Source organism: Salinibacterium xinjiangense, from assembly GCF_014645015.1.
Classification (GTDB): domain Bacteria; phylum Actinomycetota; class Actinomycetes; order Actinomycetales; family Microbacteriaceae; genus Rhodoglobus; species Rhodoglobus xinjiangensis.
Window position 1 is genome coordinate 254,701 of the sequence record NZ_BMLC01000004.1, and the last position, 15,339, is coordinate 270,039.

Consider the following 15,339-nt stretch of genomic DNA (forward strand, 5'->3'; position numbering starts at 1 on the left):
ATGGGCCCAGGAGAGATCGTCGTCGAGGGAAACCTGCTGCTTGCTCTGCCCATCGCGCTCGCCGCGGGCCTGCTCTCGTTCCTGTCGCCGTGTGTGCTGCCGCTCGTGCCCGGCTATCTCGGCTATGTCACCGGCGTGACGGATGCCCGGGACATGCGCCGCGGTCGCACTGTGCTCGGAGCTGCGCTGTTCGTGCTCGGCTTCAGTGTCGTGTTCCTCGGTTTCATCGTGCTGTCGAGCACCGTCGGGGTCTTCTTCCTGCAGTACGGCGATCTGGTCCTCCGGATCGCGGGGGTCGTCGTCATAGCCCTCGGACTGGTTTTCATCGGCCAGGTGACGTTCCTGCAGCGGGCCGTGAAACCGAGCTGGCGTCCCAAGGCCGGGCTTGCCGGGGCGCCGCTACTGGGTGCCGTCTTCGCGATCGGCTGGACCCCGTGCGTCGGGCCGACCCTCATTGCCGTGACCTCGCTCGCGACGTTCCAGGGCGATCCCGGTCGTGCCGCGATCATCGGGATCTTCTACTGCCTCGGCCTCGGCATCCCGTTCCTGCTCGTCGCTCTCGGCTTCGGTTGGGTCGGTGGATCGATCGGATGGGTCAAGCGCCACATGCGGCTCATCAATGTGATCGGCGGCTCGCTTCTCATCCTGATGGGACTTCTGATGGTGTCTGGTGTCTGGGGTTCGTTCCTCTCCTACTTCGGGGGGGTGCTTAATGACGGATTCGTCTCGCCCCTCTGATCACTTCGACTCATCGGCGGCGCGTAAGGGCGACGACAGGGTCGTTCAGCCCAAGCTCGGGCCCATCGGCTACCTGCGCTTCTTCTGGCGGCAGCTGACGAGCATGAAGACGGCGCTGTTCCTGCTGCTCCTGCTCGCGATCGCGGCGATCCCCGGGTCACTCGTGCCGCAGGTGAGCTCAGACCCGAACGGCGTCATCCAGTTCAAGGCGAATAATCCGACCCTGGCACCGATCCTCGAGACGTTCCAGGTCTTCACGACCTACTCGTCGGTCTGGTTCTCGGCCATCTACCTGCTGCTGTTTGTCTCACTCATCGGATGCGTCATCCCGAGGACCAGGCACCACTTCGACGCACTCCGCGCACGCCCGCCGAAGACGCCTGCCAACCTGCAGCGGCTCGAAGGTTTTACGACCCGGAGTTCGCCGGCAGCTGCCGAAGCGGCGATCGCCGTGGGACAGCAACTGCTGAAACGGCAGGGCTATCGCACAGAGCTGTATACGATCAACGGCTCCCCGACCGTCAGCGCTGAGCGTGGCTACCTGCGAGAGACCGGTAACCTCGTGTTCCATTCGGCGCTTATCGGTGTGCTCATCGCGGTCGGTCTCGGCGGCGGTTTCGGGTACACCGGGCAGCGCGTCGTCGTGGAGGGTTACGCGCTCTCGAACTCGCTGGCGAGCTACGACTCATTCAACCCCGGCCGTTTCTTCACGGATGCCGCGCTGGAGCCGTACTCGATAGGCCTGGACTCGTTCGTGCCCACGTACGACGACGACCTGACCAGCTCTTCGCTCGGCCAGGTGCTCGACTACACGGCGAACGTCACCTCGACCCTGGGCGGCGGCGAGCCCCAGAAGGCTACGATCAAGGTCAACGAGCCACTCGCGATCGCCGGAACATCGGTCTACCTGCTCGGCAATGGGTACGCGCCGGTGGTGACGGTGCGGGATTCCGACGGCAACACCGTCTTCTCCCAACCCACCGCGTTCCTTCCGCAGGACGCGAACCTGTTCAGCCTCGGGATCATCAAGATTCCGGATGGCCTGAAGCAGCAGATCGGAATCCGGGCGCTGTTCTATCCCACCGCCGTGCTCACCAACCTCGGGACCCTGGCCTCGAGCTACCCGGATCTCGTGAACCCGGAGCTCACGATGGAGGTCTACACGGGCGACCTCGGGCTCGATAATGGCCGGGGCACGAACGCCTATGCGCTCGACACCGATTCGTTGACTCAGATCGCCGGCCGAACCGCTGATTCACCGACGATCAAACTCGGTCTCGGTGACAGCATCGACCTCCCCAACGGGCTCGGCAGCATCGAATTGACGGCGATTCCGCGGTTCGTCTCGCTCGACGTTCACCACGATCCGGCTCAGGTATGGGTGCTGATTTTTGCGATCCTGGTGCTCGCCGGGCTAGTCACGAGTCTCTTCATTCCCCGTCGAAGGATGTGGATCACGGCGGTTACCGCCGCCGACGGCAGCGTGGGTCTCGAGTACGCAGGACTGGCGCGTGGCGACGACCCCGGACTCAACGCGGCGGTATCAGAAATTGCAGGCAAACATGTGGATCAACTCGGGCTTAAGGTGGAATCGTGACTGAGAATTTCGTGCTCTACTCCAACATCGCCGTGTACTCGGCCATGGCGATCTACACGATCGCGTTCATCATGTTCACGCTCGACCTCTCACGTCGATCGGCGAATGTCGGGGCTACTGCCGAGGTGGGTGCGACGATTCGCGTCGGCCAGCTGGCCTCGGCCGGCTCGACGGACCTGCTCGAGCGAGTGGATAGCTCGGCAACAGCCCCCGCAGCGAAGGGTCCGCGGTACCTGCGTGCGGCCTTCGCGCTGACCGCGTTCGGGTGGGCGCTGCATGTCGGCGCAGTATTCTTCCGTGGATTCGCGGCTGGCCGGGTGCCGTGGGCCAACATGTTCGAGTTCACCCTCACCGCGACCGCGATTATCGTCGGCGTGTTCCTGCTGGTGCAGGTGTGGCAGGATCTGCGTTTCCTGGGATCGTTCGTCGTGGGCTTCTCGCTGATCGCGCTCGGCGTCGGCACCACCAACTTCTACGTCGACGTCGTGCCGCTGCCGCCGGCACTGCAGTCGGCCTGGCTGGTCATCCACGTCTTCGTCGCCTCCCTCGGCACCGGATTCTTCGCGCTCGGTGCCGCACTGTCGGTCGTGCAGCTGCTGCAGGCTCGGCGCGCGGCAGGCAAGGCCGTCGGGTTGAAGTTCCTCGATACTCTGCCTGCGGCAGACAAGCTCGAGAACCTTGCGTACAGGCTCATCGTCGTCGGCTTCGTGTTCTGGACATTCACGCTCATCGCCGGCGCCGTCTGGGCCGAGCGTGCCTGGGGTCGATACTGGGGCTGGGACACGAAGGAGGTCTGGACCTTCATCATCTGGACGATCTTCGCCGGTTACATCCATGCCAGGGCGACTCGCGGATGGCGCGGTTCGCGCTCGGCGTGGCTCGCGATCATCGGATTCGGCGCGGTGGTGTTCAACTTCACTATCGTGAACCTGTTCTTCAAGGGGCTGCACGCGTACAGCGGGCTTTAGGTCTTCTTCCGGCTCTTCCGTCCGGCCGATCGCCCCGACGTCCGCCAGCCACCGCCGTTCGGACTGCGGCCGAGTTTCTTCACATCGATGCGGCCGAGTGATGGCATCCGATAACGGTTCAGCACCTTCGATACCGTCGACTTCGGCATCAGCAGGTGGTGGCCGATGCGATGTGGTCCCCACCGACGGGTGAACCGCAGGGCGAGAATACGTCCAGATCAGCGAACCGGGGCCAGCGCAGGAAATGGTCCCGTGCTGCAGTTCCCATAGGGAGTAGGCCTTCGTCCACGCCCCCAGCCGACTCGTGAAGCTTCACAGCAGCCTCGTGCGCCAACCCGACAGTTCATCTGTGACCAGGAAATACGATGTGCTTCAGCAAGAAGGGTCGATAGGGAGCTCGCCGACGGCGCCGACCGGGCACCGTCGACCAGCGTCGGATAAACGGAGCCGGGCGATGCGCGGCAAGCACGATGGTCGCGTACCGGGTCTGAATGATGGACGCTTCGTTCGCGAATCCGAGGTGCACGACCCTTGAGCAGAGGTTTCCGAGTGGGGTGCTATATCTGCCGAGATCGCCGCGATGCGACGAGAAGCGCCGTACTGGGTAACGATATCGACATCGTCAGACGCGGTAGCCGAGCGAGAGATGACATCGATGTGCTCGTCGTCAACCCAGAGCAGCCTGCTGAGGATAACTGCCCACATGGGACCGATTCCCACGTCGTTTCACTGTAACCAGGGGATCCCAGGATGTCAGGCTGGCCCACCAATTCAGCAGGGGTGATGCGCCTCGGCTCGTGTGTCTCGACTGTCGTCCGGTGTTGTCACGGTAAGCACTGACGACCGCGAAAAAGTGACCTCAGTTAAGCAGAACTCGGAAGGTAATGAAAGATCTTGACGGTTGAAGTTTCAATCCTGCATCGTTCATGAAGAGAAAGAGGCGCAATGGCGCTTATCTGCCCGGCCTCCAATGACGGAAGGATCACAACGTGAAACTCAACAGAAGACGTTTACTTGCAATGGGGGCAGGGATCGTGGCGGTCAGCACCGTTCTTTCCGGGTGTGCTGGTTTCGGGGGCGGTGGGGGCGGTGGAGGTGAAGCAGGCTCTAAGGAGCTGACCTTCACTACGTGGGCGGGAGACAGCGAAGCCGTCGCCTTCAAAGCCTTGATCAAGCAGTTCGAGACCGAGAACGACGGCGTGACCGTCAAGTTGAATGTCGTCCCCTATGCGCAGATGTTTTCGGGAATTGACGCCAAGCTTTCGTCCGGTAACGCTCCCGACATCTTTCGAGTCGACTATGGGAACTTGGGCGTTTATTCAAGCCAGGACCAGTTGCTTGACCTCAGCCCGTATCTCGCGAACGAGGAGGATAATTTCATCCCCGCGATGTGGCAGGCCGTGTCGTATGAGAACAAGCCTTACGGCGTTCCGCATCAGACCGACGTCTCTGCACTTCTCGTGAATACCGACATGTTGACGGAAGCCGGAGTCGACGTCGCCTCGTTGCCGCAGACTCAGGCCGACGCGTGGACGTGGGATGAGTTTGCAGATGTTGCGAAGCAACTTCGGACTGCATTGCCAGCAGATAAGTATCCTTTCGTCTATAACTGGCAACTAGGAGGAGCTCCGCGATGGTTGAGCTGGCTGTTCCAGGCCAATGGTGCCCTTCTGGAGAAGGACGGAACGACATCGGCGATCGATTCGCCCGCTGGTAAGAAGGCTCTTGACTACACGAAGAGCTTTTTTGACAACCAGTGGGTTCCTCCGACGAGTTCAACGAAATCGACCGTGTACGCGGACACCACCTTCCAGGAGGGCACTGCTGCGATGGTTTTCGCTGGTTCTTTCTTGGTGCCGGACATGGAAACTCTCGCCAAGTTCAACTGGACTGCAATTCCGATGCCGCGTGACGAGCGCGGAGCTACAGATCTTGGTGGTAACGCGCTGGTCGCGTCGAAGGATACGAAAAATCCGGATCTTGCCGCGAAGTTCCTTGCGTTCATGGTTCAGGCCGATAGCATGTCGGCGTTTTGCGCAGCGACCAATGAACTCCCGACCCGAACAGATCTGGCAGCGGATGCGATCACGTTCAATGTGCGACCCGACGTGATGCCCGTCTTCGTTGAACAGGCCAGCACCATCGAACCCAGCGACGTCACGCAGCTCACGTCGCCCGCCATGGCGGCGATCTCAACAGCCCTGCAGGATCAGCTCGATGCGGCATTCGTGGGTGGCCAGTCCACAGGGGATACGTTGGGCAACTTGACCCGTGCCATCGAGGAGGCCACCAAGTAATGACGGCGCTCACCGCACGTGGGCGGGGCAGCGCTGCGCTGTCGCCCCGCCCGCGCGCGGCGCGACGCGCCGCACGCCTCCGGGAGTCACTCGTCGGCTGGGGATTTCTGGCACCCAACCTCGCCCTCATGGCAATTTTTCTTTTTCTGCCCATCCTGTGGGCTTTGCAGTTGTCGTTTCAGGACAGTCAGGGATTCGGCTCCCCGGAATGGGTCGGTCTGAAGAATTATGCCAGGCTCATCGGCGACCCGGTCTTCTGGCAAAGCTTCGGGAACACAATCGTCTTCACCATTTTGACCGTGCCGATCACGATGGTCGGCGGCCTCGGCCTGGCCGTGCTGATGAACTCTGTGCTCCCTGCCCGTGGTGTTTTTCGCACCCTTATTGTGCTGCCGATGGTTATCTCCGGGGTCGCCTCGGGGATGATCGCGACCATCATTTTCTATCAATCCAACGGCATCATCAATAAGGTGCTTTCCGCGGTGGGCCTGAATCCGGTCGCGTGGCAGTCCGAGGGTTGGCCTGCATTGATTTCAGTTGTGATTGTGGCGATCTGGTTGCGGATCGGCTTCAACATGATCATCTATCTGGCCGGCCTGCAAGGAATCGAGCCTGAACTGTATGAGGCGGCACGCATCGACGGCGCTGGTCGCTGGCAACAGCTTCGTTCCATCACGGTACCCCTGGTCGGTCCGAGCACGTTCTTTCTGCTCATCATGAACGTGATCGCCTCATTCCAGGTTTTCGACCTCATCTTCGTGATGACTGGCGGCGGGCCGGGTAATTCCACCTCCGTGCTCGTGACGTACGCCTATCGCAATGGCTTCCAGATCAGGGAACAGGGCTACGGCGCCGCGATCGGTATCGTCATCCTCGTTATCACGCTCCTTTTTACCCTTGTGCAGTGGAGAACGAGTCGCATGCGCGATCAGGTCGGATAAGGACCCACAATGACACGATCCACAGTGACACGAACGATGACCTCAGCAAACAACTTGGCGCCGGCGCCGGCGGTGGCGACGAGCGGCGATCGCGCGCCTCGAAAGAAAAGCAGAAATAGTGCCGCGATGATCGGCGGCCGCAAGGGCATCGTCTGGAGAAGTGCCATCGCCGTCGTGGTCGCCGTCATCATGGCCTTTCCGCTGTATTGGATGGTGGTGGTGGCGTTCTCTCCACGCGGGGAGGTGTTCGAGCCCACGCTACGGTTCTGGCCGAGTGCCTGGACTACCGAAAACTTCCAGAGAGTGTTCGAGTTGTACCCGGTAGCCACCTGGTTTGGGAATTCGGTCGTTATCGGCCTTTTCGTCACCTTCTTCACCGTGATTGTCAATCTGCTCGCCGGCTACGCATTCGCACGCTTGAGATTCCGCGGGCGAAACGTGCTCTTCCTCCTGACTCTCGCGACGATGATGATCCCCATCCAAGCGATCATGGTCGCTCAATTCCGACTGGTTTCTGGCCTGGGTATTTATGGCAGCTACTGGGGTGTAATCCTGCCAGGGGCCGCAGCTGCATTCGGGATATTCCTCGCCAGGCAGTTCTTCATCGGGATTCCGGACGAGATAGTCGAGGCTGCGAAGATCGACGGCGCCGGGCAAATCCGCATTTTCCTGCAGGTGGTGCTGCCATTGAGTAAGCCACTGATTGCGGTGCTCATCCTGCTCACCCTGATGGGAAGCTGGAACGACTTCGCATGGCCTCTGATTGCGTTGAGTGACAATCAGCTATTCACTCTTCCGATTGGACTTCTCTATCTCCAGAACCAGACGGCGCCCAACTACAACGCCACTATGGCGCTGGCCCTGATCTCGGTCATTCCGGTGGTCGTGCTATTCCTGTCGTTTCAGCGGTACTTCGTGCAGGGTTTTGCCCGTAGTGGTATTCGCTAACAATGACCCATCCCTGCACCCTGCCCTTGCGGATGCGTGGTTCGGCGAGCTGCCGACGCGGTTGTCGATGATCGACATCCACCGACTGGCGCCTGGCCACAGAGCGGGTCCCGACATGCCCAACCAAGTTGATTCTCGCTGTAAGGGAGAGTGGTTTCCTGAGGCATCGGGGCGCCGAATCTGCGTTGCGTGCGGGAACACCCCGGGAGTGGATCTTGCAGGACAGACAAGCCGGTGAAACTTCGATGCGGCAATCTCAAGCCCTGGGGGCATCACCCGGTCCGGACAGCGAGAATTGACATGCTCCAAGGCTCGTGGCACAGCGCAGGAGAGCATAATACGACGGTGAATGACCCTTTTCGAACTCCTGCGACATTGCCCCTGGCTTTGGCAGCTACGCTACAGGCCGAGTTCGGCCTTCGCGCGGAAACGGTCGAGCTCGTCTCAGGGGGATTCGACCCCGCCGCCACCCTATGGCGAATCGTTGACGAGGGCGGTCGGGGTTGGGCGGTGAAAGCAACTCAACGCGACTGTCGCTACGGGCTCGCTCTCGCATCCGCCGTATCCCGTGACGGCTTTACCGGTGTCGTTGCGCCTCGACTGACACGGGCTCACATGCCGTGGAGCATGACTGGGAAGTCCCTTGTTTCGGTCAGCCCATGGATTGGAGGTGACGACGCGGTGACCACCGGTCTCAGTTCCGACCAATGGGGTGAACTGGGAAAGATTCTCAGAGTTCTACACGAACACTGCCCACCTCGATCAATCACCCCGGTCCGGCGCGGGATTAGGCGAACTGACCACGACGCCCGAACTCGACTCAGCAGGCTGGACCGTCACTTCACTTCGCTGTGGCTCCAGAAAAATTCAGATGGTTATTCCGAGGCCGATCGCCTCACGGACCTTTGGCACGAACATCGTTCTCGTTTCATGCGGCTTGACAGAACGGCCCGGGAGCTCAAGGCGTTGCGGACGCCCGCACCTCGCGTTCCCTGTCACGGTGACCCGCACCTCGGCAACGTGCTGCTCGATGAGCACGGGCATCCCTGGCTCATCGACCTCGACGAGGCGACAACTGCGCACCGGGAGATTGACATGGTGTTGATCGAGCTCGGCGTGCTTCCGAGTCGACCGATCCACCTCGCTGATCGTCACGCTTTTTGGGGCGGCTATGGAGCGTTCGACCTCGACGAGACGCGCCTCACCCGGTTCGGATGCGTTCGTGCGCTGGAAGATGTCACCAGCGTGTTTCGCTCGTTCACGAAGAGTTTGGACGTCGCTGACAGGGACGTGCTTCGCGCCACCCTTCACGATCTCCTCGGCCCGAGGGGTCTGATTGCGCTCGTCGAAGAGCGTCTCGGTAGCTAGCTGCGTCTCTTCTGGAGCAAGGGGTTTCGACGGCGTTCTGGAGTGGTGAGTTCGAAGTCGCTTTCTCGTTTCCGTGCTGGCTGGTTTTCTGTGTGCTGGCTGATGAGCAATGGGCTCGTCTGGAGTCATCGCTGCCGTCGAAGCCGGTCGGCGGACCCCCGGGCACTCAGCGTGCCGGCGAGTCTCGCCCGCGCCGCTCAGACCCGCGCCGCTCGGACCCGCATACGAGAGACCCGCCACGCACACAACCTCCGTGGGAAGAACAGCCAGGTCGCTCGCGGTTCAGGTGAGCAGTTCGTAGCAGCGCTGCAGCCTGGCCAGCCACCAGTTCGAGCGGTCGAGGCTCGCGGCGTTGCTGGCGAGCAGCCCCGCGCTCGGCACGACCCTGCGCACGGGCAACTGGCCGTTGACGGGCAGCAGCGGTTCGTCCGTGACATCCACCTGAAGAAGCGACGCCGTGGCGAGCCCACAATCGAATTCGAGCTCGGGGATGGATGCGGCGAGGTGCAGCCCCATCGAGATGCCGACCGAGGTCTCGAGTGCGCTGGAGACGACCACGGGAAGCCCGGACTCCGCGATGATCGACAGCGCTGCGCTGATGCCGCCCAGGGGCTGTGCCTTGATCACGAGGAGGTCTGCGGCTCCCGCTCGCGCGACGGCGAGCGGATCGGCGGCCTTGCGCACGCTCTCATCGGCCGCGATGGGGATGCCCATGTACTTCACCCGAGTGCGAACCTGCGCCAGTTCGTCGACAGTCGCGCACGGCTGCTCAACGTATTCGAGATCGAAGGCTGCGAGGGCGTGGATGGCCTTCTCCGCTTCATCCACAGTCCATCCTGCATTGGCGTCTATGCGGATGCGGCCCTCGGGTCCGAGGTAGTCGCGAGCAGCCGAGACCCTGGCCACGTCATCCGCGAGCACCTGGCCGGGGTCGGCAACCTTGATCTTGACGGTCCGACAGCCCGGGAACCTGTCGAGGATTCCCGCGACCTCATCGGCTGCAACAGCAGGCAGGGTCGCATTGACCCTGATTGCGTCGCGCAGTAGAGGGTGACCCTCGCTCCATCCGAAGTCGATCGCGGCTGCCAGCCAGCGTGATGCCTCGTCGTCGCCGTATTCGGTGAATGCAGAGAATTCCGTGAATCCGTTCGGACCCTCCAGCAGCATCGCCTCGCGCACCTCGATGCCGCGAAATCTCGTCACGAGCGGCAGCGCCACCACCCTGGCGGTGGCGAGCAGGTCGGGCAGGGGTGGGAGCATCACATCGTTGGGGAGCATGGCACCAGTCTGGCAAATTCGCCGTCCGTTGGCCCCCCATTCGATTAAGGTGAATTCCGTGAGTAACCCCGGGCCTATCGAGCGAGTTCCACTCAAGGTGGTGCCCATGTTCATCGAAGAGCAGGTCATCGAGTTGCCGGATGACGCCCCGCCGACCACTCCGGAACAGGCCGAATCCACGCCGCGGGGCCCGCGGCCCTGGGTCGGCGCGCTCGCCATCGCCCTCGGGCTGGCAGCAGCGATCGTGCAGGTCGTGGCGATCACGACGGCAAGCGGCGGAGAGTTCGAGGCCGGTATCGTGCTCGGATACCTCGCCATCATCATCGCTTTCGCGGCGGTGATCGCCGGAATCGCGGCGATCATCGTGAGGCGCGGTCGCCGTATCGGTGTCATCGGGATACTGATCGGACTCCTGGCGAATCCGCTCCTGCTGCTCATCATCCTGCGATTCTTCGCCGGGACGCAGGGCTGAGGTGTCCCGACCGCTGAAGGTCGTGAACTCGGCAGACACCGCGTCGGTCTTCCACGCGCTGCAGGCGGCACTGAGCGGGGACGGGCCAGCGATCCTGCCCCACCCGGGGCGGCCAGAGGGCCTTCCGGAGACCGTAGAGCAGCGCGTTGCGGTCGTCGTGGAGACGAGTGGATCGACGGGCCGACCGAAGCGCGTGGCGCTCGGAGCCGACGCCCTCCTGGCCAGTGCGGCCGCCTCTGACGTGCAGCTGGGTGGCCCCGGTCAGTGGCTCATCGCGCTGCCGGCGCACTACATCGCCGGGATCAACGTGCTGGTGCGGTCGCTGGCTGCGCAGACCGAGCCGATCACCGTCGCAGCCAACAGCACACGATTCGTCGAAGCTGCGAACGAACTCGATGCGGGCCTGCGATTCGTTTCACTGGTGCCGACCCAGCTGCAGAGACTGATCGAGCAGGATGACGCCCTCGACGCCCTGCGCCGCTTCAACCGCATCCTCGTCGGAGGGCAGGCCATCCCAGCGCCACTGCTCGCACGCGCGGCCCAGCTCGGGCTCAACGTCACGCGTACCTACGGTTCGAGCGAGACCGCCGGCGGTTGTGTCTGGGACGGTGAGCCGATCGGCGACACCGAGGTGCGCATCGTCGACGGTCGGGTCGAACTCGCCGGCAGCATGCTGGCTCACGGGTACCTCGGGGATCCTGCGCGCACGGATGCTGCGTTCCACGAGGTAGACGGCAGGCGCTGGTACCGCACCGACGATACGGGCACATTCGATAGCGGCATCCTGAGCGTCAGCGGCAGGGCCGACGATGTGATCATCTCGGGCGGGGTGAAAATCTCTTTGGGCGAGGTGGAGCAGGCCGTGCGCGCTCTGCCGGGGCTCGGCGATGCGATTGTCGTGGCGACGCCGCACGCGCTGTGGGGGCAGTCGAGCATCGTCGTGACCGCCACGCCCGTCGAACTGGAGTGGCTTCGGGATGCCGTAGCCGTGACCCTCGGGCGTGCGGCGGCACCGACCGGGGTCGTTCTGGTGGACGCGATACCGATGCTGAGTTCGGGAAAGCCTGATCGACGTGCCGCGGCGAGGCTCGCCGGCAGCTGAGTGCTCGATCGGCTGGGCTCGCTGGAGGCTGGGCCCCAGTACAATCCTTGCGTGGCAACTCCGAAACAGCAGCGCATCAATCCGAAGTCCGTCCCAGCTCGCCGACCGAACGCAGGCAAGAGCGGTCGACCGGGTGGGCGCCCGCCTGGCGTGGCGAAGGTCAGGAAGGCCACGGCCCGCGACTGGATCAGCGGAGCGAGGCTCCAGACCCTGCCGCTGGCGATCGCCCCCATTGCGCTCGGAACGGCGGCCGCGTACGTGCTTCCCCACGAGGATGCTGGCCCCGGCTGGCACTGGTTCCGCGCAATCCTCTGCCTGGTTGTGGCGCTGAGCCTGCAGATCGCGGTCAACTTCGCCAACGATTATTCAGACGGGATCCGGGGCACGGACAAGCACCGGGTCGGACCGCGCAGGCTGACGGCATCCGGGGCAGCGAAACCCAGAACGGTGTTCGCTGTCGCGCTCGTGTTCTTCGGGATCGCCGCGATCGCCGGACTCATCATCGTGATCCGTACGCAGCAGTGGTGGTTGCTCGCCATCGGTGCCGTGGCAATCGTGGCCGCGTACTTCTACACGGGTGGCAAGCGGCCGTATGGCTACTTCGGCCTGGGTGAACTCTTCGTCTTCGTCTTCTTCGGAATCGTAGCCACCGCCGGCACCACCTTCGTGCTCGCAGGTACCGTCACGCTCGAGAGCTGGCTCTCCGCGGTAGCGATCGGGCTGATCGCGTGTGCCGTGCTCATGGTGAACAACATCCGGGATATCGAACAGGACAAGCTGGCGGGCAAGCGCACGCTCGCCGTACTGATCGGGAACCGCGCGTCGCGAATCGTGTTCGGCGTGCTGCTGCTGGCGCCCTTCGGAATCCTGTCGTTCTTTACGCTGTTCTATGCCAACGCGTACCTGGTGTATTTCGCCCTGCTCGCCGCTATTCCCGCCGTCGGTATCACCATCAGCGCCAAGACCTCGGCCGAACTGATCGTCGCGCTGCGACTGAGTGCACTGGTAGCCCTCGTCTACGGCCTCGGGCTCGGCTGGGCGATCGCGTTCTAGACCCAGCGAGAACCGTCGTCCAGGCGCCCAGGTGCCTCCCGACCCCGGTTCCAACGGGTGCGCGGTGATTGTGCCGAAGAACTGCAGTCTCGACGACGACCAGCACCAGGCGTGACGGCACCGGTGAGAGCGTGTAGATCGCGACCGCCAACCTTCCGAAATGACGGATCCCAGGCGGAAATAGGGCATTGACCGCCGCAGGCATGGAGAGTGGATGCGCGAACCTCCGTCATTTCGGAAGGCAGGGCCGCGCGCACCGCTGATTGTCGCCGCGAAGCCGGGTCGCGGAACCCGCGGCCGCCAGGGCTAGAGGTCTTCGGCCTCGGTGTCTGCGTTGGTGGCGGGTTTGGCGCGCCGTACGACGATGTCGCGAGCAACCGCATCTCGCAGCTTCCCGAAGAACAGGTAGCTCGCGCAGAAACTGATCACGGCCGCGATGATCGCGCTCAGCCAGGGGTAGATGCCCGAGTAGAGCAGCGCGGCGAAGATCACGGCGAAAATACCGACGCGCGCGAGGCTGTAGGCGACCCAGGGTTTCACCTTCACAGTGTATGCACGCAGGCTGGGCGCAGCTTGCGAGCCTAGAATCATAGAATGTCCCGCTTGCTCGTGATTGTGCCCCTCATCGTCCTCGCCCTGGACGTGTTCGCGATTGTCGACGTCATCCTCATCGACCAGCGACGCGTCAGGGCCATGCCGAAGTTCGTATGGATCATTTTGATCGTGCTGGTCCCGATTGTCGGGGTCGCGCTGTGGTTCTTCACGGGCAGGGAGAGCTCCACCGGAAGCGGTGGCCAGTTGCGCACCGTTGCACCGGATGACGACCCGTCGTTCCTGAAGAACCTTCGTCGTGACGAGGAACAGGACGAGCGCATCCGCCGTCTCGAGCAGGAGCTCGCCGAGCTCGACGATGACCCGCCCAAAGACTAAGTCTCCGGCGACAGACTTCGCGGTCGCCCTACTCGATGAATTCGTGCGCCTCGGTGTTCGCGATGTCGTGCTCGGCCCAGGGTCGCGCTCCCAGGCCCTCGCCCTTGCCGCCGCGGAGTTCGAGCGCATCGGCCTGCTGCGCCTAAGGGTGCGCATCGACGAGCGCGTCGGTGGGTTCCTCGCGCTCGGCATTGCCGTCGAGACCCGCACCCCGGTGCTGCTGGTCACCACCTCGGGAACCGCCGTCGCCAACCTGCACCCCGCCGTGCTGGAGGCCCACCACTCCGGTGTGCCGCTGATCGTGCTGAGCGGCGACCGACCCGACGAATTGCGCGGCATCGGTTCCAATCAGACGACAGAGCAGCCCGGGATCTTTGGCGCCGCCGTCACGCGCACCTGGGACGTGGGTGCACCCGTTGGTGCGGCTGGCGAGCAGGATGCCGCGGCACAGCTCGCTCGCGATGCCGTAGCCGCGGCATCCGGCCCCGTACATCTCAACCTCTCGTTCGCGGAGCCCCTCTCGGCCCCGCTGCAGCTCGAGGCGCCAGAGGTGGAGCTCGCCCGGGCCGTGTCGACGCTCGACCTGCCACCGGAGCCGGGCGTCGTGCCGGCATTCGAACTCCGCAGCCTGCCCGGCACCATCGTCATTGCCGGAACGGGTGCAGGGGAGCGCGCCGAGGAAGTCGCCCGCGAGCTCGGGGTGCCTCTTATCGCTGAGGTGTCCAGCGGTGCGCATTTCGGTCCGAACCTCGTCGTCGCCTATCGCGAGCTCCTCGACACGGCCAACTTCGGCGACCGGGTCGCGCGGGTCATCGTTTTCGGGCATCCGACACTCAGCCGCGAGGTGCCCGCCCTGATCCAGCGGCGAGGGGTGGAGACGATCGTCGTGCGCAGCGCGTCGTCAGATGATTACAACCCCGGACACAGGGTCACCACCTTCGCCGACACCGTGACGATCGTGGGCGATCCGTCAGCCGATTCAGCGTGGGTCGGGCGCTGGGTGAGCGCATCCAGGGCCCTGATCCAGCCCGTCGATGTTGCTCCGGATGCCACAGCAGACCCATCGACTCACGCCAAAGCCGAGCTCGCCGCCGTGCGCGCTCCCGTCACTCGCCGCTCGCTCGTCGAAGCCGTGTGGCGGGCCACCTGGCCGCACGACAGGCTGGTGCTCGGAGCATCCAGGCTCATCCGTGAAGCCGATCGCGTTGTCACGGGCAAGAAGATCCCCGTTCATGCCAACCGCGGACTCGCCGGCATTGACGGCACCATTTCTACTGCGCTGGGCATCGCGCTGTCGAGCCAATCGTCCTCGGCAGGAACGACCCGGGTGCTGCTCGGGGATCTCGCGCTGCTGCACGACGCCGGAGCGTTGCTCTTCGGCATCGGGGAGGCGCGCCCACGCATCCAGGTGATCGTCGGAAATGACGACGGCGGAACGATTTTCGACGTGCTCGAGGTGGCATCCAGTGCTGGCGCGAACTTCGACAGGGTGTTGCTGACTCCGCAGCAGGTGTCGGTCGAACAGCTGGCCGCCGCGTACGGCTGGGCCTACCTGCGCGTCGACAATAGAGGCCAGCTCGACCAGGCGTTGACGGCATCCACCGGGCAGACCGTCATCGAGGTGCCGCTCGACCGTTGACGCGGGCG

General features: G+C 63.4%; 14 protein-coding genes and 1 pseudogene. 12 read left to right on the forward strand and 3 right to left on the reverse strand.

What is annotated here, in order from left to right:
• Genes IEW81_RS13085 through ccsB form a run of 3 tightly spaced genes read left to right on the forward strand, consistent with a single transcriptional unit; the run spans position 1 to position 3,303 of the window.
• Complete coding sequence (locus IEW81_RS13085; protein WP_097061728.1) at positions 1-738, forward strand: cytochrome c biogenesis CcdA family protein; 738 nt, start codon at positions 1-3, stop codon at positions 736-738.
• The gene (resB, locus tag IEW81_RS13090; protein WP_097061729.1) at positions 713-2,335 is read left to right on the forward strand and encodes a cytochrome c biogenesis protein ResB; all 1,623 of its coding nucleotides are present in this window, start codon (positions 713-715) and stop codon (positions 2,333-2,335) included. The genes IEW81_RS13085 and resB overlap by 26 nt, the downstream gene beginning before the upstream one ends.
• Positions 2,332-3,303: a c-type cytochrome biogenesis protein CcsB gene (ccsB, locus tag IEW81_RS13095; protein WP_229671401.1), complete on the forward strand. Its 972-nt coding sequence runs from the start codon at positions 2,332-2,334 to the stop codon at positions 3,301-3,303. The genes resB and ccsB overlap by 4 nt, the downstream gene beginning before the upstream one ends.
• Before the next feature lie 8 nt (positions 3,304-3,311).
• Here ccsB and IEW81_RS14560 read toward each other — a convergent pair.
• Positions 3,312-3,515, reverse strand: a pseudogene (locus tag IEW81_RS14560) (IS481 family transposase); the annotation flags it as partial.
• A 777-nt stretch (positions 3,516-4,292) separates the two neighbouring features.
• Here IEW81_RS14560 and IEW81_RS13100 point away from each other — a divergent pair.
• The 4 genes from IEW81_RS13100 to IEW81_RS13115 all read left to right on the forward strand — a co-directional run bounded on the left by IEW81_RS13100 (position 4,293) and on the right by IEW81_RS13115 (position 8,857).
• Complete coding sequence (locus IEW81_RS13100; protein ID WP_143544731.1) at positions 4,293-5,600, forward strand: ABC transporter substrate-binding protein; 1,308 nt, start codon at positions 4,293-4,295, stop codon at positions 5,598-5,600.
• Entirely contained in the window at positions 5,600-6,541 is a 942-nt protein-coding gene (locus IEW81_RS13105; protein WP_097061731.1) for a carbohydrate ABC transporter permease, read from the forward strand. The genes IEW81_RS13100 and IEW81_RS13105 overlap by 1 nt, the downstream gene beginning before the upstream one ends.
• Before the next feature lie 36 nt (positions 6,542-6,577).
• Positions 6,578-7,489, forward strand: coding sequence for a carbohydrate ABC transporter permease (locus IEW81_RS13110; RefSeq protein ID WP_229671402.1), 912 nt, complete (start codon positions 6,578-6,580; stop codon positions 7,487-7,489).
• A 300-nt stretch (positions 7,490-7,789) separates the two neighbouring features.
• Positions 7,790-8,857: an aminoglycoside phosphotransferase family protein gene (locus IEW81_RS13115; RefSeq protein ID WP_097061733.1), complete on the forward strand. Its 1,068-nt coding sequence runs from the start codon at positions 7,790-7,792 to the stop codon at positions 8,855-8,857.
• 282 nt (positions 8,858-9,139) lie between these two features.
• On the opposite strand, the gene IEW81_RS13120 is transcribed toward IEW81_RS13115, so the two are convergent.
• Complete coding sequence (locus IEW81_RS13120; RefSeq protein WP_179691917.1) at positions 9,140-10,117, reverse strand: o-succinylbenzoate synthase; 978 nt, start codon at positions 10,115-10,117, stop codon at positions 9,140-9,142.
• Between the two features lie 76 nt (positions 10,118-10,193).
• Between IEW81_RS13120 and IEW81_RS13125 the strand changes: the two genes are divergently transcribed.
• From IEW81_RS13125 to IEW81_RS13135, 3 genes are read left to right on the forward strand one after another with little or no spacing between them, the layout of a single operon-like run.
• Positions 10,194-10,607, forward strand: a complete 414-nt coding sequence (locus tag IEW81_RS13125) for a hypothetical protein (RefSeq protein ID WP_143544732.1) — start codon at positions 10,194-10,196, stop codon at positions 10,605-10,607.
• A gap of 1 nt (position 10,608) precedes the next feature.
• Complete coding sequence (locus IEW81_RS13130; protein WP_097061735.1) at positions 10,609-11,709, forward strand: AMP-binding protein; 1,101 nt, start codon at positions 10,609-10,611, stop codon at positions 11,707-11,709.
• Between the two features lie 51 nt (positions 11,710-11,760).
• Entirely contained in the window at positions 11,761-12,762 is a 1,002-nt protein-coding gene (locus IEW81_RS13135) for a 1,4-dihydroxy-2-naphthoate polyprenyltransferase (protein ID WP_097061736.1), read from the forward strand.
• 306 nt (positions 12,763-13,068) lie between these two features.
• Here the strand turns inward: IEW81_RS13135 and IEW81_RS13140 are convergent, their stop codons facing one another.
• Positions 13,069-13,302, reverse strand: a complete 234-nt coding sequence (locus tag IEW81_RS13140; RefSeq protein ID WP_097061791.1) for a DUF4229 domain-containing protein — start codon at positions 13,300-13,302, stop codon at positions 13,069-13,071.
• A 54-nt stretch (positions 13,303-13,356) separates the two neighbouring features.
• Between IEW81_RS13140 and IEW81_RS13145 the strand changes: the two genes are divergently transcribed.
• Positions 13,357-13,692 (forward strand): PLD nuclease N-terminal domain-containing protein, encoded by a 336-nt coding sequence (locus IEW81_RS13145; protein WP_097061737.1) that lies wholly within the window; start codon positions 13,357-13,359, stop codon positions 13,690-13,692.
• On the forward strand, positions 13,673-15,331 hold the full coding sequence (gene menD / locus IEW81_RS13150) for a 2-succinyl-5-enolpyruvyl-6-hydroxy-3-cyclohexene-1-carboxylic-acid synthase (RefSeq protein ID WP_097061738.1): 1,659 nt from the start codon (positions 13,673-13,675) through the stop codon (positions 15,329-15,331). The genes IEW81_RS13145 and menD overlap by 20 nt, the downstream gene beginning before the upstream one ends.
• The last annotated feature ends 8 nt before the right edge of the window (positions 15,332-15,339 follow it).